Consider the following 19,151-nt stretch of genomic DNA (forward strand, 5'->3'; position numbering starts at 1 on the left):
AATGAGTGCGATTATCCTGACAACGAATCGCACCCAAAATCTTATTCAAACCACAACAGAATTAACAGACTCTTTATACGAAAAACCCCAGTAAGGGCAAAAGCGAATTTTAACAGACTTAATCGGTTCATTACAGCACAAAGTTACTCTTCCTCATCCTCATAATCTGCATAATCTGCATAGTCTTGACCGTGTTTTTCGTACCACAAACGTTCTTCCTTTTGAGCCGCCTCTCGCTGTATCCTTTTCCGTTCTGCCATCTCTGCTTCTAAACGTTCTTGCTCTAATTTCTCCTTCTCAATTCTTTCTTTCAAAAGCCTTTCTCGCTCTTGGGTTTCTTGTTCTACCCTCTCCCTCTCAAGTTTGATTAATCGCTGCTCAACTCGTCCACAGTAAAAATCTAATGCTTTACCCGTCGCCGCTCCGGTAACTGTACCACCCATTAGAAAGATGAGTCCGGTATTAAGCCTTCAATCGGGCTACCACTCCATTGCAAACTTTTTTGATTGAACCACACCAGCACAGAGAAGACAGAAATTCCAACTACCGTATTGATCAGCGCAAAAATTCTCGGTGTCATCTCAGTCTGTCGCAGGATCAGCCACTGTCCCAGCCAAAGTATTGCACCAACAATCACCGCAGTGATCGCACTCATCGCAGCATTATCTGGATATTTGAACGGATCTAGTGCCATGTTAATAATCAATGGCACAAATATCAGCGCACAGAGCAAAAAGCCAATGAATAAGCCAGCAACACTTATCAGGCTCCAGTAGCGACCGAGATAACCAAGGCGGAATTCCAGTATCCACTCTTGTACGGGAAGCATTGTAATGTAAAACGCGATTCCTGCACTGACGTAATCGAGCATTGGCAGTTGTTTTACCTTTGTATCTAGCATATTTGGCATAACTGTGCCAAAACAGGTAAGAAAGATGCTAACCTAAGACGGATTGAAGCAATAATTGATTACTGAAAGGTTTCTCGCTTCCTGCGATCGCAATTTTTAAGCTACGGCAGCATTTGGAAGTTGCAAGGTAATAGAAGTTGAAAGCCTTCTCCATTGTGGTTTTAAGCAAGTTGAAATTTTCTTGCTTACTTTTGTTTCTTACTCAGACTTTATAACCTAAACAATATCTTTTCTGTTGGCAATCCACTTCATGGGCTTGTTAACTATCAATCCACAGTTGAGCAAAACGTTCAGCCGTCCATCCAATAATATCTGATACCTGCCCATCACCAATTTCTACGATTCGCTTAGTACCATCTCTACGCTCTATCACATCAACAGAGAAAAACTGGCTCTCAATTCGCTTGGCACACTCAAAGACAATCTCTGGAATTTCTTCATTTATCATCTGCCTCTCCATCCAATTTCAGGCGGAACAAGCCCTGTGAGCGTTCGCTGTTTTTGGGCTACTCCGTACAACGATTGTCAATCCGTGCAGTATCCCAAACGAGTGTGCCTGACTTTTCATCATCTAAACCCCGCTTGATAAACACAACATTTTCCTGCTGGTCTGTATAAGCTACCCCTGTTGTTCTTCATAGCTTGATTCTCTTTTTCATTGCTGAAAAGGGCTATTTTAGGATAAATCTATCTTTGTATGTCTATTTGTTGTGTTTGAGATTTAGCTAGTATTTTATCAATTTGAGTATTAGCATCCTCAAAAGTTTGCAATATCTGTGGAGTTACTTTATTAGTCTGCACCTTGCCAGATTGTAAGTTTAAAATTACCTCCCCATTTTTCTGCGAAATAGTTAAATCTCTCTGCTGGGTATTGAAAGCCAAGTCATAAATTTTTCCTTGAACTTGAGTGGCATTTTCATTAGACTTACCCCAGATCATGCCAATCCTTTGAGCAATTTGAGTCAGCCGACTGATTCTTTCAAGCTCAAATGTATCTTGATTCATTACTGTCAACGCTTCGGCTGATAATTGCTCACCAGCTTTAAATTGATTGGCAACTTCCACAATGCGTTTTTTGTAATTCTCCGACTTCCCTAACTTATCTGCGGTATTGTACCAATTTCTCAAGTCATCAATGGTAACTGATTGAGGTTGGACTTCTTGGTTGGGTGCGGCTCTGTTTTGTAGTTCAGGAAACGGGACTATAAAACCCTCCACATAATCCCCCAATGGCTCTAGATGTAGTCCCCAGACCTGCCCTTTGCCTGTGAACAATTCTGGTAATGCTTTGGGTGAGTGCTTTTCCATGTCAGCCCATTGCTGTTGATAAACAGGGTCAGCAATCATATCAGGTGTGATTCGATACTGCTTACCCACTCGAAAGGCGACTTGCTTATCAATGCCTGTCGCCAGAGCAATATCGCCTTCCTTAAGCCCATACTGTTTGTAAGGCTCTTTAGCTCTAGTAGTGTGAGTTCTGCCATATCCGCGCATGGCATCAATGCAAGTATTTACAGGTAGTGGGTTCGGCTCACCATGCATCATTAAAGGGTAGTTCATCGGAATCGGTTTGCCTTTGATGACAGGAGAGGCGACGGCGAGATTTTGAACCTCTTGATTTGGGTGGAATTGAGCGCTTTGTTGAGGTGGGGACAATGCTGATTGAGATGGAGGTTTCAAAAACTGTGGTCGTGTGGCGAGGGAATTAACTCTTTGTTGATAGTCACTATCCGTTTCAATAATTGCCCCAAATTTCTTGGTCATGTTCTCCAAAGTTTTGGCAGGGATGGAGCTATCAACCAAGTTAAATACCGCTAGACCTTTTTTAGTTTCCCTGATCACATCTTCTATTGGTACTTGCTGACATTCAACTTTTTGAGCAGTTAACCATTTAGTCACAGTCTCAGCTTTCTGGTTGTCAACAGCCAGACCCATGACTCCAAGTTTTTTGTTTGATTGGGTAGAAAATAAGAAAGTAGGACGCTCTTTAATCTGATGTAGAATTTTTGCACTACTATCAATCATATATAGTTGTTGAGGGTTAACTGATTGAGTCCCAAAAGCCTGAAATTCCTTCGTCCACTTCTGAGGATATTCAACGGTATTAGGGTCAATTTGAGCGCAAACAACAGAAAAATTACTTTCAATGATTGCAGGCGCGAGTGTAAGCTGTCCGGTTTTGAGCAATCCAAGTTGTCTGAGCGCGTCTTTGTCTTTTTTGAAGTGCAATACCCCCAAGGGTTCACCATTCAAAAACACAGCATCTCTAGTTTTAGAAGCTGAGGTTTCGATACTCAGTTTTCGGTAATCTTGATCATTGAATGTCTGACCAGAAAAATCATAAAAGTTAATTTTATTAATTTTGAGGAGATTCCCATTGGGAGATTCACCCAGGACAAAAGCTTGATCTCCAGTTTCGGAGATTGACGTGAGCTTTAATTTTAGGGGATTACCATTTTTCAGGTAATCAATTTGTTTTAACTGTTGAAGGGAATCGTTGTCTAACTCGCCCAGAGTCAAAGCATCTAATTTAATTTTTACTGTTTTGTCAGTCATCGGCACAGTGCCAAATTCCAAGTTGACCGGTTCGGCGTTAAAAACAAGCCCTGCATAAGAGAAGTTCTTGAGTTCACGGATAGTAATTTCAACCGGCTCAAATCCTAGCAGTCCAATAGTTGCTGATGCTGTGGCAGGTTCTACCCCAACCATACAAGAGAGCGCTTTCGTTCCAATGGGAAGCTGTGCGGTTCTGGTTTCGAGCATGGCGAATTCCTTATATTCGCCGTCACTATCCTGGACAAACATTAGCCTGGAAACATGGCGCTCATGTCCGACTGGGTGGTGACTAGCTCTAATTTCTATCGGGTGTTTTTCGGTGGGATTCCAGTCTCGACCCAAAAATTGATTCGCTTCATTATTCAGTGTGACTAACTTCGGTTCAGTAAATTGCAATTTATCTAAGCGAGAGATAATCTCATTGGGGAAAGCAGCGAAGGCGAAATTAGAAACTTTTTTAGCGATCGCTTGGGGGTTTGCGTTTTCTTTTCTTGCAACTTCAAGTTCATCCTGGCGAGATGCACAGATGTTCCAAGCGGCGGCGGATAGAGCAAGTTTTTCTGACTCTGGGATCTTCGCATAAAATGCGAGAGCCGCCTCTTGTGCCTTGTCGAAAAGTAATTTAGTTTGGCTTCTAGTAAGTTCTGGTTTTAGTTCTAGGAGTTTAGCTCCCTGCATGGCCATCCCCACCTTGAGGTTGTGGTCAGTCACAGATTGTTGGCTAACTGTCCCCAGGTTGCGGTAAGCGGGTTTTCCATCTTTCCCAACCTCGCCATCTATCTGTGCAACTGCTAATAATTTATGAGGGCGTTCTTTAGTTCGCCATTTCTCTGGTATTTCGTCTAGGCGAATGTTCAACGTTTGGGCTTTCCAAATCAGAGGATGTTCGTAATGGGTGAGATTGGTAATTTCGAGTTGGCAAGACTGTGGAGTTTGGATGATTGCTGATGGCCCTTTCTCGGTTTCCCGCCGTCGCTCCATACGTACCGCAGCGTTGAACTTCAGATCAAATTCGTATTTGGCGGCGATCGCTGCAAATTTCTGCTGTGGTGTAAATTCTACTCCTTTGAATAAGTCTTTAAACTGGACTATGGGACGCGATTCTAACTGTGATTCTTGGAAATATTTATTAGTTTGGCTAATCAATAATTCTACTGGTGAGTAGCCCTTTGGTGTTATCCCCGTGTTTAAATAAACTGACGAAGATTTCTTATCTTTAATATAATTAACATCACGATACAAGTAGCGGCTGTTTTCCCGGATTTTATCCATCTCCGGTTTTTTAGCACTTTTGAATAAATCAACCGCTATTTGGTTTTGATAACATCCCTCACCAATCATTTCCCGGTACATCAGGCGGTTAACATCCATCGCCTGCTGAATAATTTCTGGCGTTCTGTTAGGATTCTCTGCTAGAGCTACAACAGATTGCATGAAAGGTTTGTACTCTGCTCTAATTGGTTTGGGCTTCTCGCCATATTCCTGTTCAAATAAACTTTGATAATGGCTAGAAACTTGGTCTAAATAAGTTGATTGTTGTTCGATAGTTCCGTAAGTTTTAAGTACCTCAATTTCCGATTCTAATGCCTCCAGTGCTGTCACTTGATTGTTGATTATGCCCACGCTGATGCTATCGCTCATGTGGATAGCGATTTTTTCAAATGGGGGCTGGGTTCCATCTTCCAAATAAAATGATTGTTTTTTGAGTTTAACTGTGGGCGAATAGGCGTTTTGGGGAAGATTTCTTCGCTCTGCCTCTGCTGTCAGATTAGGATATAAGCTAGCTCGTGCTACACCAATGCAGTCACCATCGTAGTCTCGTGCTTGGCGTTCTGATTCGGTTTCTGCTGGGTCAATAAAATCAACATCAACCAAGAGTGCTTCTAACTCTTTAATTCTGGCTTGTATGCGCTTGTGGTCTTCGTCATTGACTACAATTATGCCTTGCAAAGATTTACCATCTGGAGCAACACGATCTTCAACGTGTTTATTATTAGAAACACACAAACCATTGGAGTTGAGAAAAGGAGAACGGAAGTTAAGAATTTTTTCTTGCTCATCAAGCCAAGGGACACAAATTTCACCATTTTTGAGTTCCTTGGAAGGAATAATCATTGCTCGGTCAAAAGTAAGCGTTTTCCCAATAGCAATATCTCGCCACTCACTTTGTACAAAACGGTTTAATTCCTGTTTGACTTTCTCAGTTTCTAAAAGCTGCTGATGCCCTAGTAAATCAGCTTTAATGAGTTTGTACATAAACAAGTCATCTTTAGTATTCTCGTCATCTAATTCCTCATCTGTATCTAAATCGTCATTTTTTCCTAAGTTTTTAACATCTATTTCTTGATTTGTGACCTCTCCTATTTTTAATTTACTTTGGTTCAATGATTCTTTGCGTTTTTCGTATCTTTCACAATAGCAAGCAGCAACAATTCTTGGGTCATCTTGAATAGAGGCTAATCTTTGGGCTTGTACCTCTAGTTCCTCGACAAAATCTTTAAGCCCATGAGGGAAAGATGCCAATAGTTGGGAAATAGACATCTGACCTTGTTGAGATTGTGCTTTTTCAGCTAACCAAATATTTTGCTGATATAATCCTGGTTTAATCTGCGGTTTAGTAGCGCCTTTGGGTTTATCCTTGTCAGTTCCCTTAAAACTACTCACAGGGAGAATTATGTCTATTTTTGGTTTGCTCTTGGGATCTGCATATTCTATTTCATCTAAGTTGTATGGTCGGAGTGTTCCTTTGCCAAAACGATATTTAGTAGTATCTTCTCCAACTCCATCCACCCAACCAAACCGATGCTGAATTACACGATAGCTTTTATCTGCTTGGGATTCTCTTAAGGTTACTTTGTCATAAAGTTGTGTTGAAATCTGCCCATAGCAATCGCCAACTAATTTATATGCCAAATCATTTGATAATATCCCTCCATTTTCACCCCCGTTCTCAGTAGAATCATCTACTACCAAAATGTTTAGCTTTTCGTGAATCGCATTTTTACAAGCCCCAAGGAAGATGGAACCATAAGCCCCACGGTCTTTACTATCTGGACAAATTTTTTGAATCGTTTCTAAACATTCTTTTTCTCCATAAAGTAAGCGAGTTTTTGAAGATAATAGTAAAAGGTGTCCATCTGGATGATTTTTTAAGTCTTCGTCTGTACTGTATTCATCTGAATATCCAAATGAGAATTTTTTATCAGGAAAGTAAAATTCCAGTAAAGTGTTACTGAGCTTTTCAGTTAAAATAGTTTTACGCTCATCTGTATAAATCCATTGATTAAGCCTGGGATCAAAATGTTTAATTTCCAGAGTCATGGTTTTAAGAATTTCATGAAACTTGGTTAATATCTTGAGAGGTTTGTATGTCGAGAATTAAGCGTTGGATAAATATGCATAAGAAAGAATTCAATGCAGATGGAACTTTAAAAGATGAAGTAAGACAACAGAAATTATCTCTTGGCGCACATCCAGAAGCAGTCGATGACTACGCTCGTAGAGTAAAAGCAAGATACGACGAGTGGAAGCACCTGGACGAGACTGATCCAGAGCCGTGGCCAATCTACACAGCCTACGATTTCTTCACTGAACAAGAGAAAAAGGAGTTTAACCCAGATGGTTCTCTCCGACCTGAATATGTAGAATATGCTCAGAAAATTGGCATCAGTGAAAGTGCGCTAGAGCAGCTTGAGTGGCGTAAGAAAATGGAGGTTGATCATTATAATAAAATGTCTGCCTCACACGTAGAACAAGGCATCAACTTTGGTGAATGGTTGATGGAAGGGAGGATTGGAAACAGCACAACATACGTTCAACGTCGGCAGCAGATGGAGCAAGACCTGCGTAACTTTGAGGATGTTGACAGTCTACCTTTCGACAAGGACACAGCATTTTAGTTAGCAAATTGAGTAATAGGGAGATTTCGCTCTATTTCTAATTTCCTAACACCTAAATTTGCTTGGGCAACGTGATGCTAAGTTTTTTAGCAAACAATATCAGTAGTAAATTTACCCCAAACCTCGTGATTAAATTCATTGATTTGGGGTGAATTTTTGATGATAAAAACCGTTAGAAAATGCAATCATTCCTAAGATGACAAAGGCTCTAATAATTAATATGTACAGTGAATTGAATACCGAGCGTTCTCTGACTACTTCAGCCCACATTACTTTCAGTTGTTCTTCAGTTGTCTGCTGGGCGAAAAAGCGAATTGTTTGCTTAATTGGCTTGCCGTTCTATAGTTGGAGGGATTACCCCAGACGAGCGCACAACTGACTTGTTGGAAGCGGCGGCAAGGAACGCAAACATCCCTAAAATAGCAAAAGACGTAATAATCACTTGCTGTACGGATGCAAAGACCGACTTTTCTTTCTCCTTTTGGACAGTAATGCGATTGAGATTCTGTTGAAATGCCGAGAAATACAAATAATTCAACACTTGCTTACACAAGGTAGGGTCTTCACCTATCTGTACTTTCTGGCACAGGAGAATTTCTAGATGCTCTCGGCGGCGATCGCTTGTAGATAAATCGCGCTCATCCCACAGTTTTGCCTGGGTTGTATCTAAAGGTCTATTAATACCTAATATAGTCATACTATGGCCTCACTTGATTTAGGAGTTAGTTGAGAAAACAGGTGTAATCGATTACGTCAATTACACCCTAGTGTGCTTTTTGAAAAATGGAACTCGTATCTAACTTAAGAAGTTTAAATATGCTTTCAAAAAAGAACTAGCTACGTTAGTACTGAAAAAATCGGTACTAGAGTAACTAGTAAACTTAGCGAGTTTATGCTATATTTTCCATTCCAAATCTGGTTGTAGAGATGAGGATAGAACCTGTGCTTTCGATGATGATAGAGGTGTATCCGCCTCCAACGGGTTCGTTTGATCCTGAAATAATTCTTGTGCCAGAGTCCGCCCATAGTCGTCAATGTCACTACTCAAAAAATACTCTAAAACCTGCGGTGACGCACCATCAATTGCTGCTTGTGCTAGTAGAGATTTGATGAATTGGGGAGATGCTTCACTATCAGCTAGTACCTTCAAGGTTTGCTCGGCATCTTGGATGGTCATTCTGGAGATATCTTTAACTCCAACTTCGTCCCAGACATCGCCAAAATACTGTCGATATTGCTGATTGAAGTCTTGCTCTTGGGCAAATCGTGATAATTCTTGTACCTGCAAATGTGTCGTTTTAGCCATCTTAATTTGCCAATGTTAATTGTTCACGCTTGTTAGTGTTAGAGCGATCGCACTTTCAGATGAGGAAAGGTGCAAGTTGAAGCATATCTCTTACCAAGAGAGGCTTTTACGATGTTAGACAGAATATCTGTCTAACATCAAGTGCAAGAGATGAGCTACACTCTATTGATAGAAGTGAGATGATTAACTGCTGGAGAATAAGAATCTGGTACTAATTTCTGTTTGCGCTCATAGCAAAAATTTTCATCCAGCATTCTCACATAACTAATATGAGTTGCCCAAACATCAGCCAGTCGCTCACCCAAGCCAACAGTATCTAACGATTTGGGAATAACTACTCCACCATTCCAAACGATAGGGATGCTTTCTGTTTGAAAATATTGTGTCAGTTCTCGACGCACAAACTCACCAGTACCACCACAGATGAGAACTTCGTCTAATGGTACATGGTTTTTCACCCAGCGCAGCAATGCTCGACAGTATTCATCCCGAATCACTTCTAAAACTGATTTAAACAACTCTAAATCCGAGTTAATTCCTGATGATGTATTCCTACGTGACAAATTTCGTAATGCAGTGAAATTACCTTTACTTGCTTCCACTAAAGCCGCCGCTATACACGGATCATCTTTCGATAGTCCTACGCTAGTACGTTCGACAAACTTTTGTAACACCCAATTCATCCCCAAGTCTGTCGATTCTTTCTTTGCTACTTTCCCTTTTTCTGAAAGGGTAAAACTAGCATTACGATGACCCAGCATTAACAATCCTATATTTTTTTGAGAAAATACATTCCCTAGAGCGCGATTTCTGTAAGAAATAATACCTGTTCCTTCAGGAAGATTTTTGAAGCTATTGACCTTAATTTTCATTCTTCCCGTTGGCGTTATTACTCCTTGCCTATAGTTCAAGACAAACTTTTTAGCCAAATCTTGTACATTCTTCTCTTCTCCAGGTGGTAGCAAAATCTGGAGAAACATTTCGTGAATATCTACATTTATTTGACGTTTAGCTAGCCACAACAAACCAGCAACCTTTGATAAGGCATAGTCAGACTTCAAATCTTGCAGTGCCGCAGTTCCAGCAAACTCTCTTTTTGCAATACTCCCTAATACACAATATTCCTGACCAATTCTCACCCAAGCGCTATCATCAGGCAGCGCATCTACAGTTAAATGTTTGGTTGAACCCTCTCCCACATCGGCAACTTCTGGACTCATCCACAATGCAAATGGCACTCCCGCCGGATAAATCTGAGCGATCGCTTTGGTTGAACTACCCCCCAAGTCTGCCGTCAGTATAAACTGTACGACTTGGCTTGATTTGTCCTGATTAGTATTTGTAGTTGTCATAAATTTTTATTACCGTTTGTTTCGTCAAATCCCAACAATTGAGTAGCCATTAATAAGTCTGGTGTCATTTTCAAGTCCATTAATCCCAAATCATCATCAGATAATAAGGATTCTTCCTGCTGACTTGTTTGCTCTAGTTCCTCTTGTTCTTCTTTCTCTTTGCGAATCACATTTGTTGAGATTGGCAAGCTTTTTTCTAAAATCGGTGATTTGTTCTGCTCTATTTGTTGTGGTGGCAAAATCGCACTACTATCTACTTCAAAAGAATTAGAAACCTTTTGCATTAAAATTCTAATCTTTACTAGCTTTCCTTCCAATTCCCCAATACTCGACAAGCAAGCTTCAATAAATTCCTCTTTACTTACCTTTCCCACTAATGCTTCTATTAGCCAGTAACTTGTCACTGCTTCCATTGTCAGTTCACCTGCCGACTTTTTTGAGCGATGATTCACCAAGTATTCAATAGTTCTTCCATCCCAAGAATCATGTCTCCGTTTTACTCTTGGCAGTTCAACGTCTTTGCTGACTTGTTTGTTCATTTTAAAAATCAGTACAATTGTCTTATTGTTTACATTTGCAATACTTGATACAAAAATGAGTATTGCGGGTAGTCTAAATGAGTATTTAGGCGGAGAAATCCCCCTTTTTCTCTCAATTGCGTTTCCACTGTGTTTTCACTGCGTTGCGCTTTTTCCCTCATTTATGAGTATTCGTGCGTAATTCGTACCCAAATTATTCACCGCTTAGAATCAGGCGACTAAATGCCTGGGGTCTTTGCTATGTAAGCACTTGAGCTAGTTAGGTATTAGAGTTCCTTCAAAAAGTCTTTCAAGCCGCTAAAATAATCGTACTTACTACGACTATCTTCACTTTTTCGCATTTGAGCAATTTAGCTATTTTGGCGACTAGTCGCAATTGCTCCGATTTTGGGTAAATCAGCGTGATAACAAAATCATACCAAGTTTATCCAAGATGTGAAGCCATGAGCTACGCGATCGCGCGATTAAAAAAATTAAAGCGGGGTAATATATCAGGGAGTGCATCTCACACTGCACGAGAAAGAGAAACCCCGAATGCAGATCCCACTCAAAAAAATATTCGGTTCATCGGTAGCCTCAACCCAGAGGAACGACTAGAGGATTTAGTCTTAGCCAAGATAGGGGACTCGGAGCAGAAGCGGAAGATTCGCACTGATGCGGTGTACTGCGTGGAGTTACTGTTGAGTGCATCGCCCAGTTATTTCCGTCCCGACTGCCCCACTCAAGCTGGTTACTATGAACCCCAAAAGCTGGATAACTGGGTAGAAGCGACTCACCAGTGGTTAGCGGATGAATATGGCAATCGCATTGTCCGCGCCGAATTGCATTTAGATGAAGCCACGCCCCATATTCACGCTTATTTTGTCCCCCTTGATGATCAAGGGCAATTGCGCTGTAATCATTTCTTTGACGGGCGGCAGAAGATCCAACAATTTCAGGATTCGTACTACCAGACAATGCGGCTAATTGGACTAGAGCGGGGTATCAAGGGAAGTAGAGCGCAGCACCAGGACATCAAGGACTTTTACCGCATTGTGGAGGAGGGGCGCGATTTAGAAGTTGATGAGCTAAGTGCAGCGCAGTTGAAGGCTAAAGCTGCCGACCGAGACAGGGCGAATCAGCGTAAGGAAGAGATGGAAGCTACAGCCAAAGCTCTTGCACTTGACAATGAACAGTTACGGCGGCGGATAGAGCAATTGGAGCAAGATAATCAATCAATTAAAAAACTTACCGAATGGTCAACTGATTTAGCTTTGGATGATGTTGCTTGGGAGTTGGGGCTGTGGCGTAAAGGGAATGAATGGGTAGGAGGAAACCACATCATTAATATAGATGGCTCTAAATTTAGCGACCTTGCTTCCGGTTCTCATTTTGAAGGTAATGATGCAATTGATTTGGTGAAACACGTTAATCAATGCAACCAAACAACTGCGATCGCATGGATCGGGGAGCGATTTGGTGAAGTCGGCGCAAAACGTGCAGCGATGGCTCATGCTCAAAAAGTTGCGGCGGACATTATCCAAACTCAACCAGTACCGCAATTCACTCCACCGATTGAGGATAAAGCTAATTGGTCAGGTGTTGAACATTACCTAACTCAGAAACGAGGCATACCCTCTGATTGCGTACAAATGTTACATAACCAAGGACTAGTTTATGCCGACTCAAAAGCAAATGTAGTGTTTGTGATGCGGGATCTCAACGGAAAGACCAAAGGAGCATTTTTAGAAGGGGCAGTTAATAATTTCTCTGGTTATGAGTTAGGTACTGTTCGCCGTGATAGCTGGTTTTACTTTACTTTGGGGAAAAAGCCTAACGAACAAACTAGTACTGTCGTGCTGTCTTTTTCTCCCATTGATGCCATTTCAGTAGCCATGCTGGAATATCAGGTTAAAGGAATACCAGAAAACAGAACAGTTTACATGGCAGCAGATGACACTTCAAATTTACCTGTTGAAAGATTACGTAATGTGGCTCATGTACAGGTAGCTTTTAGTCAACCAACAGTGGCACGGGCTGTTAAAGAACTGCTGCCACACTCGACTCAACTCAAGTGCGAAAGTCGGGATTGGAATACGCAGTTAATCAATTTCTCCCATCAATTGCAACAACGGTACTCACAACAAAAACACGAGGAGTTAGAGCTATAGTTGCAAAAAAGTCAAGCTACTTTAGTACCGATTTTTTCAGTACCAAAGTAGCTAGTAAAGAGTTTTAGCTATCAATAATATTGGGGTGAAATTTAACTAAAGCCCTAATGAATAATGAGTTAATTAAACAAATATTTGGATTAATTAAGCTTAACAATAAGCTGATTGCTGTCGAGTCTCCATTGCAAGAGAGGGTCAGGCTGCTCATCAATCTCGCCAGTGAATGCGAACAATACAATATTAACTGTTACCTGTGGACGCTGGAGGATGATGCGCTACAGCAGTTATCTACTAATGAGGAGGGATTAAGTTTACAAAGAGTTGACCAGTATCAGGCGATCGCCAAGAATCGACGTGAACATTACTTTGAAATTCTGCGATTCTGGAAAACTACCCATTTACAAGGGATTCTCATACTAGAGGGCATATTCCCTTGGCTGGGAGAGTCTACCACTGACCCCGATTTCTTTCTGACTTCCGAGTGGATTAAGTCAGCCCTCATTAACCTGAAGCTGTACAATTGCCATGCTAACAAAGCAGCGATTCTCTTAGGGTCAAACGCCACCGTGTCATCTGACATTGCCCCCGAAGTTCCTACCATTGTGCAACAATTGCCAGCTATAGAGGAAATAAGCAGTTACTTAGCTCAAGTATTACCTGATTACAGCCGCAGCGATATTCATGCGACGGCGAACGCCGGCTTAGGCATGTACTTGGCAGACATTGACTATGGAATTAGACAGGCGATTGTAAATCATGAAATTACACCGGATGAGTTAGTGTCTCAACTGTCCGCTTACAAAATTGACCTATTTAAGCGAATTTATAATATTCAATTTCTCCAACCTCCAAGCACTCCTATCGGGGGGCTGGAACTGATGCAGCAAGCGTTTAAAACTTATAAGCGCCTTCTATCCTCATTGGCTAAAGCTTACAATCTTCGTTTACCCAAGGGGATTTTATTAATCGGCCCACCGGGAACAGGAAAATCTTACTCCGCTAAAGCAAGTTCTGCACAATTGGGGCTACCTCTGATTTCAGTAGAGTGGGGTAGTTTCCGCAGTTACGGTAATTTGGCTGAATATAAACTCAAGAGTTTACTCGCACTGGTAGACCGAATCAATCGTGTAATTTTATACCTTGATGACTTTGATAAGGGATTCGCCGGGGATGATGATTTATCTAAACGCCTCGCTGGTATGCTTTTGACCTGGATGCAAGAACGTACTAGTGAGGTTTTAATTATCGCTTCGGCTAACAATATTCAATGGCTACCACCAGAGCTAACCAGAAGTGGACGCTTTGACGAGATTTTTAAGGTGGATTTACCCAATTATGGAGAACGGCACGAAATATTCAAGATTCACTTAGCCCGTTTCGATCCTCGTTTCCGTGATCGGGGCGATGGCTACAGTGAACAAGAATGGAAAAGGTTACTCAAAGCCACGCAGCGATGTGTCGGTGCGGAGATTCAAGCCATTGTTGAACGTGCCGCCGTCTTTAGTTTCTGTCAAATGTTTGGTGATGATGTTGCACCAGCTAGCGAACTGCCATCACTTGAGATTACATTGTCGGCATTGTTGGCTGCAAGGCAGAGTATGAATCCTCTCGCCATCCGTGAAGCTGACCGAGTTGAAAGTATGCGTAACATTGCGGCTTTACATGGCCTTCCATCTAGTCCAATTGATTCTTCTATATATAGTCTCGGCAATGTTGATATTTTTGGTGAAACATGAAAACTTTAAAAATTAATTCTGAAAAGGATTTATACGTTGCTGCCTTCAACTTACTGAACATACTAGGCCCTGTCGCTGGAGTATCAATTATCATCGGCACTGTGGCGATTGGTTACGTCCAAACTCGTCCCCAGGATTTACCAGCTACGCACATTCTTACTCTTGGCAAGCGCACATTTAACTTGGAAGCCGCTTCTACACCAGAGCAATTAGAGAAAGGGCTGAAATTTCGAGCATCTTTAAACGGTGATCATGGAATGTTATTCAATTTGGGAGGAGAAATTCACAACGTGCCTTTCTGGATGTACAAGGTAAATTTTCCATTAGACATCTTTTATCTTAAGGACAATGTGGTGACAACTGCGGTTTACAATGCCCAACCGTGCTACAAAACCCCTTGCCCCATCTACAAGGGGAAAGTTGCCAATCAAGTGCTAGAGCTAGCAACAGGCGCTGCCAATATCAAGGTTGGCGACAGGCTTAACATCCAACCCTTATCATCAGCCAAAGAATTATATCGATTGCGATCAGGCTGTCATGGCAATTTGCCAAAAACGTGTGTATTGCATTAAACAGGCTTTAACACACAAAACCAAGCAAAAGTCAATCTCCACATTTCTACCTTACTGAGCTAATTACAAAATTATTTATACTAATAAATAATTGCAGGGATTATATGTCAAGCAAAAAGCTTGCTAATACTATAATTGATTTCTAAATACTTAGAGAATGAATGTTAGCAATATTATACTAGTACTTTTGTGCTATTTTTTTTTAGTACTAAAGTGTCTCCATCTTGAAGCTGACTTATTTAAGAATGTGCGTATTCCTCATCCAATCGTTCAGGAGAACGAGATGCGTACTGACTACGAATATCTAGAAAGTTTTTCCGCTTCGGCAACAGCAACCCTCTCACCTTCTCCAAAGAATGACAGGGCGACAAAAAGCACACTTACACTCATGGGTGTGACTGGTGTGTTGATGATAGCAGAGATGTCCGTCCACAATATATTGATGGGTGGATTTATGATTGCGTCCGCCATCGTCATTGCCTTGCCGAAACAGTCACAAGCATTATTTACTAACTTCGATAAACTACAACGAAAGTATGGAGTTAATCTCTATGCTGTGTTGTTTGCGCTGTTAGCAGTAATATGTCTAATTGATTTTGCGGCGGCTCCAGCTAATGCTCAGTTTTTCAATAATGCTCAAACTTGGATGACCACCACTTTTGGTAATGCCGGTAATGGACAAACATCAGGAGTTATCGAACTTTTTTTCAATGTATTGAGAGCTTTGTTCCTATTATATGTTGGGATCAGTCTAGTTCAGATTATTCAATCTACCCGCAATGATGAAGATTGGCAGTCTTTGGCTAGAACTCCATTAATCATAGTCATGGCAGTTTTTGTTGGAGATTTAATTACTGGTTTGATTGTTCAGTAAAAATTTTTTACAGGTTATCAGTTATTGATAAATATGCATTTGAATTAATAGCTGATAACTTTTTATTAAATCATAAATATGTCAGAGAAACATGATTTTCGGACAGTAAATCGGATTTTAGGAGAAAGACCAAGACTAGGGCCATTCCCTGCCGACCAAATATTTGCCTGGACATTAATAGCAGTAGTCAATGTTTTTCTGTTCAATTATCTACTGAAAACAAGTTGGTTAGGCACAGGATTAAGTATTGCTTGGGGATGGGCAACATGGTGGACAATTTCTACAAACAAGGACTTTTTCGGTAAGTTCGTCAGCGTCCCTCGGATTAATAGGGGATATATGAGACATAAACCAATTCGCAATTGGCAATAGAGCCTCCGGCACGCTCCGCGAACGCAATTTTGAAGATAATTAAATTTCAGTGATTGGTAAAGTTATGGCAAAATCTTCTAAGAAAGTTAAAGATAAATTAGGTAAAGTCGCATTAGAAAATGAGCAGATTAGTGTTGTCAAAATGCTCACTCCCTTTGAAGATATTATCCACTTAGCGGGCATTTGCGACCTAAATTTAGGAGGTAGGCAGGGCGTAGGCGCATTAATTCTCAAAAAAGGTGAAAATATTCAAATCAAATTCTGCTTTGATTGTTTAGGGATTCATCCGAATTTAGAATCATCGCAAATGCTGCCGATGTTTGAGGGGATAGAAGCGGGGCTAAAAGAAATTCCCGAAGGGGAAAACTTAACAATACATTTAGGTTCTTTTACGTCTGATTATCACCGACAAGAAGAACTGTCCAAGCTAGAGAGTAATTGTCAGATTGACCAATTAAAATTGTTAATACGTAGTGAAAGATTAAGGACTAAAAAACTAACGGAAAGTGGAGCTAGGAAGAATAAGTTTTTGAGACTCTGGTGTACTTACACTGTTATTGATGAGGATGAACGGTCTAAGGATTTTATAGAATCTCTGATTAGAAAATTAGAAAAGGGTTGGTTTCGCTTTACAGGTGAAATTCACGCCCATAACAATATTAGAATTGAAAATATTCTGCAAAATTCATTTAACGATGGATTTTTACAGTGGTCAGCTATCCTGGGCAACAAGATGAAGTTGGGGATTAGGGTTTTAAGTGCTGAAGAAATTTGGTCAACAATTTGGCAACAGCTTAATCGCTCTACTGCCCCGGCAATCCCTAATCCATTAAAAATTGACCCAATAGATGGAATAGTAGAAACTCAGACGAGCGATTTTCACATCCGCCACCAGATGTTAGAGAATGAGGAGTCTGTGCCATTTTTCGATAGAAAATGGGTAAAACTACAAAATAAATATATTGGGGCGCTCAACTTCAGCCAAAAGCCAGGGGGATGGTATGACGAACAAGCCCAACTGCGATATCTATGGGAATTAATCTCTAGAGATAGTATTTCTGATACAGAAATTATTTGTCAGCTAACAAAGGCAAATCAAGCTATTTCTAAAACAAATCTTCAACGCATTACCAAACAATCAATTACCAGCACTTCTTTATCTACAGATAAAGGAAATATTGATGTCAAATCGGGGATGAATATTGAAGAAGCGGTAGAGGCGCAGAAGACAATATATAAAGGTAGTGTAGTAGTGCATACCGCAGTTGTTTTTCTCGTCCACCGCCCAACCCCACGGGAATTAGACGAAGCTTGCCGCTACCTTGCCAGCTATTTCTTGCGTCCGGCGGTAGTTGACCGAGAAATAGAATACGCTTGGAAACTATGGTTGCAGTGTTGCCCATTTGTTTGGGAACCACTATTAACCAAGCCTTTTAACCGCCGACTGCCATATTTTAGTTCGGAAGCACCAGGGCTGATGCCATTGATCAGGACTGCCACAGGCGATCGCAGTGGGTTTGAGTTGATTGCAGAAGAAGGCGGCACACCAGTACATTTAGACTTGTACCAAAACCACAAGAATTTGGCAGTCTTCGGCGCAACTCGTTCAGGTAAATCTGTACTGGTGGCAGGTATTCTTACCCCGGCACTAGCACAAGATATTCCGGTGGTGGCGCTAGACTATCCCAAACCAGATGGTACTTCTACATTCACCGACTACACAAATCTACTGGGTGAAGATGGGGCATACTTTGACATCTCCAAAGAATCAAACAATCTTTTTGAACTACCTGATTTGCGCTCTTTGGATGCAGAACTGAGAAATGAGCGATTGAACGATTTTAAGGAATTTCTGAAATCAGTGCTGATGACAATGGTGATAGGGACGAGCATGATTGGTGTCAGCCCAACGATTACCACCAATATTGAGTCAATCATTGCTTTAGCTTTAAAAACATTTTTTAATGATGATGAAATTAAATCACGCTACAAGTCAGCAATACAAAATGGATTTGGAACTCAATATTGGAACGAGACTCCGACACTCAAAGATTTTTATAATTTTTGTTCTCCAGCTTTCATACAATTAGATTCTATTGCTAGTAAGAGTCAAGAGATTTCCGAAGCCTTAGAGCAAATCAGGCTGAGAATAAATTATTGGTTGAGTACCAGGGTAGGGCAATCCATCTCACGCCCATCCAGTTTTAGAACTAATGCCAAATTGTTAGTATTCGCTTTACGTAATTTATCGAGTGAAGCTGATGCTGCCATACTCGCTCTTAGTGCATACTCTGCTGCATTACGTCGCGCATTATCATCAAAAGCTTCGATATTCTTCCTTGATGAAGCACCAATTTTATTCCAATTTGATGCTATCGCCTCGTTAATTGGGCGATTGTGTGCCAATGGTGCGAAGTCTGGTATCCGCGTTATTATTTCTGCCCAAGAACCAGAGACTATATATCAGAGCGCATCTGCACAGAAGATATTTGCCAATATCACTACACGTTTAGTAGGCAGGATTCAATCATCAGCCGTTGACCCGTTTATTGTTCGCTTTAAATATCCAACCGAAATCATCAGGGTCAATAGTACAGAAGCTTTTTATCCAAAAAAGTCGGGGATTTACTCTCAGTGGTTGCTTGATAATAACGGCAAGCTAACTTTCTGTCGCTATTATCCCGCTTACTGTTTATTAGCCTCAGTTGCTAATAATCCCGATGAGCAAGAATTACGCAGTTTGTTTCTCAAATACTATCAAGATAATCCTCTGCTTGGGTTAGTCAAATTTAGTGAGGATTATATCAGAATGATTCGGGGGGAAGAGTTATCAGACTTGGCTAAACATTTGATTTCCCGCTCCAATATCAAACAGGTTGCCTAAT

The 19,151-nt window shown here is 41.0% G+C and carries 15 protein-coding genes; 7 read left to right on the forward strand and 8 right to left on the reverse strand.

What is annotated here, in order from left to right; genetic code table 11:
* Window positions 1–143: 143 nt before the first annotated feature.
* The 4 genes from GJB62_RS31305 to GJB62_RS31320 form a co-directional block, all read right to left on the reverse strand.
* Window positions 144–443: a hypothetical protein gene (locus GJB62_RS31305; RefSeq protein WP_114083245.1), complete on the reverse strand. Its 300-nt coding sequence runs from the start codon at window positions 441–443 to the stop codon at window positions 144–146.
* Window positions 443–910, reverse strand: coding sequence for a hypothetical protein (locus tag GJB62_RS31310; protein ID WP_147262531.1), 468 nt, complete (start codon window positions 908–910; stop codon window positions 443–445). Before GJB62_RS31310 ends, GJB62_RS31305 begins: the two co-directional genes overlap by 1 nt.
* Before the next feature lie 259 nt (window positions 911–1,169).
* Window positions 1,170–1,358 carry an ATP-grasp domain-containing protein gene (locus GJB62_RS31315; protein WP_245246231.1) on the reverse strand — a complete coding sequence of 63 codons (189 nt, stop codon included), beginning with the start codon at window positions 1,356–1,358 and terminating at the stop codon, window positions 1,170–1,172.
* Window positions 1,359–1,597: 239 nt separating this feature from the next.
* Window positions 1,598–6,787 (reverse strand): hypothetical protein, encoded by a 5,190-nt coding sequence (locus GJB62_RS31320; protein WP_114083243.1) that lies wholly within the window; start codon window positions 6,785–6,787, stop codon window positions 1,598–1,600.
* Between the two features lie 47 nt (window positions 6,788–6,834).
* Here GJB62_RS31320 and GJB62_RS31325 point away from each other — a divergent pair, with 47 nt between their 5' ends.
* A complete protein-coding gene (locus tag GJB62_RS31325; RefSeq protein WP_114083242.1) occupies window positions 6,835–7,365 on the forward strand; it encodes a hypothetical protein in 531 nt (176 codons plus the stop codon).
* 322 nt (window positions 7,366–7,687) lie between these two features.
* On the opposite strand, the gene GJB62_RS31330 is transcribed toward GJB62_RS31325, so the two are convergent.
* The 4 genes from GJB62_RS31330 to GJB62_RS31345 all read right to left on the reverse strand — a co-directional run bounded on the left by GJB62_RS31330 (window position 7,688) and on the right by GJB62_RS31345 (window position 10,562).
* The gene (locus tag GJB62_RS31330) at window positions 7,688–8,062 is read right to left on the reverse strand and encodes a hypothetical protein (protein ID WP_114083241.1); all 375 of its coding nucleotides are present in this window, start codon (window positions 8,060–8,062) and stop codon (window positions 7,688–7,690) included.
* A gap of 198 nt (window positions 8,063–8,260) precedes the next feature.
* Entirely contained in the window at window positions 8,261–8,671 is a 411-nt protein-coding gene (locus GJB62_RS31335; protein ID WP_114083240.1) for a hypothetical protein, read from the reverse strand.
* A 155-nt stretch (window positions 8,672–8,826) separates the two neighbouring features.
* Complete coding sequence (locus GJB62_RS31340) at window positions 8,827–10,023, reverse strand: ParM/StbA family protein (protein WP_114083239.1); 1,197 nt, start codon at window positions 10,021–10,023, stop codon at window positions 8,827–8,829.
* Window positions 10,020–10,562 (reverse strand): hypothetical protein, encoded by a 543-nt coding sequence (locus GJB62_RS31345; RefSeq protein ID WP_114083238.1) that lies wholly within the window; start codon window positions 10,560–10,562, stop codon window positions 10,020–10,022. Before GJB62_RS31345 ends, GJB62_RS31340 begins: the two co-directional genes overlap by 4 nt.
* A gap of 401 nt (window positions 10,563–10,963) precedes the next feature.
* On the opposite strand from GJB62_RS31345, the gene mobV reads away from it, so the two are divergent.
* The 6 genes from mobV (at window position 10,964) to GJB62_RS31375 (ending at window position 19,150) form a co-directional block, all read left to right on the forward strand.
* On the forward strand, window positions 10,964–12,712 hold the full coding sequence (gene mobV / locus GJB62_RS31350) for a MobV family relaxase (protein ID WP_245246232.1): 1,749 nt from the start codon (window positions 10,964–10,966) through the stop codon (window positions 12,710–12,712).
* Window positions 12,713–12,819: 107 nt separating this feature from the next.
* The gene (locus GJB62_RS31355) at window positions 12,820–14,448 is read left to right on the forward strand and encodes an ATP-binding protein (RefSeq protein WP_114083236.1); all 1,629 of its coding nucleotides are present in this window, start codon (window positions 12,820–12,822) and stop codon (window positions 14,446–14,448) included.
* Window positions 14,445–15,020 (forward strand): DUF192 domain-containing protein, encoded by a 576-nt coding sequence (locus tag GJB62_RS31360; RefSeq protein ID WP_114083235.1) that lies wholly within the window; start codon window positions 14,445–14,447, stop codon window positions 15,018–15,020. The genes GJB62_RS31355 and GJB62_RS31360 overlap by 4 nt, the downstream gene beginning before the upstream one ends.
* A gap of 283 nt (window positions 15,021–15,303) precedes the next feature.
* Complete coding sequence (locus tag GJB62_RS31365; protein WP_114083234.1) at window positions 15,304–15,894, forward strand: hypothetical protein; 591 nt, start codon at window positions 15,304–15,306, stop codon at window positions 15,892–15,894.
* A gap of 78 nt (window positions 15,895–15,972) precedes the next feature.
* Window positions 15,973–16,266 carry a hypothetical protein gene (locus GJB62_RS31370; RefSeq protein WP_114083233.1) on the forward strand — a complete coding sequence of 98 codons (294 nt, stop codon included), beginning with the start codon at window positions 15,973–15,975 and terminating at the stop codon, window positions 16,264–16,266.
* Between the two features lie 64 nt (window positions 16,267–16,330).
* The gene (locus GJB62_RS31375; protein WP_114083232.1) at window positions 16,331–19,150 is read left to right on the forward strand and encodes a hypothetical protein; all 2,820 of its coding nucleotides are present in this window, start codon (window positions 16,331–16,333) and stop codon (window positions 19,148–19,150) included.
* Window position 19,151 lies beyond the last annotated feature (1 nt).

The organism is Nostoc sp. ATCC 53789, from assembly GCF_009873495.1.
Classification (GTDB): domain Bacteria; phylum Cyanobacteriota; class Cyanobacteriia; order Cyanobacteriales; family Nostocaceae; genus Nostoc; species Nostoc muscorum_A.

Excerpts from the sequence above, each read along its gene's own strand:
- GJB62_RS31305 (WP_114083245.1), bottom strand. The coding sequence starts at position 443 with ATGGGTGGTACAGTTACCGGAGCGGCGACGGGTAAAGCATTAGATTTT.
- GJB62_RS31310 (WP_147262531.1), bottom strand. The coding sequence starts at position 910 with ATGCCAAATATGCTAGATACAAAGGTAAAACAACTGCCAATGCTCGAT.
- GJB62_RS31315 (WP_245246231.1), bottom strand. The coding sequence starts at position 1,358 with ATGATAAATGAAGAAATTCCAGAGATTGTCTTTGAGTGTGCCAAGCGA.
- GJB62_RS31320 (WP_114083243.1), bottom strand. The coding sequence starts at position 6,787 with ATGACTCTGGAAATTAAACATTTTGATCCCAGGCTTAATCAATGGATT.
- GJB62_RS31325 (WP_114083242.1), top strand. The coding sequence starts at position 6,835 with ATGTCGAGAATTAAGCGTTGGATAAATATGCATAAGAAAGAATTCAAT.
- GJB62_RS31330 (WP_114083241.1), bottom strand. The coding sequence starts at position 8,062 with ATGACTATATTAGGTATTAATAGACCTTTAGATACAACCCAGGCAAAA.
- GJB62_RS31335 (WP_114083240.1), bottom strand. The coding sequence starts at position 8,671 with ATGGCTAAAACGACACATTTGCAGGTACAAGAATTATCACGATTTGCC.
- GJB62_RS31340 (WP_114083239.1), bottom strand. The coding sequence starts at position 10,023 with ATGACAACTACAAATACTAATCAGGACAAATCAAGCCAAGTCGTACAG.
- GJB62_RS31345 (WP_114083238.1), bottom strand. The coding sequence starts at position 10,562 with ATGAACAAACAAGTCAGCAAAGACGTTGAACTGCCAAGAGTAAAACGG.
- GJB62_RS31355 (WP_114083236.1), top strand. The coding sequence starts at position 12,820 with ATGAATAATGAGTTAATTAAACAAATATTTGGATTAATTAAGCTTAAC.
- GJB62_RS31360 (WP_114083235.1), top strand. The coding sequence starts at position 14,445 with ATGAAAACTTTAAAAATTAATTCTGAAAAGGATTTATACGTTGCTGCC.
- GJB62_RS31365 (WP_114083234.1), top strand. The coding sequence starts at position 15,304 with ATGCGTACTGACTACGAATATCTAGAAAGTTTTTCCGCTTCGGCAACA.
- GJB62_RS31370 (WP_114083233.1), top strand. The coding sequence starts at position 15,973 with ATGTCAGAGAAACATGATTTTCGGACAGTAAATCGGATTTTAGGAGAA.
- GJB62_RS31375 (WP_114083232.1), top strand. The coding sequence starts at position 16,331 with ATGGCAAAATCTTCTAAGAAAGTTAAAGATAAATTAGGTAAAGTCGCA.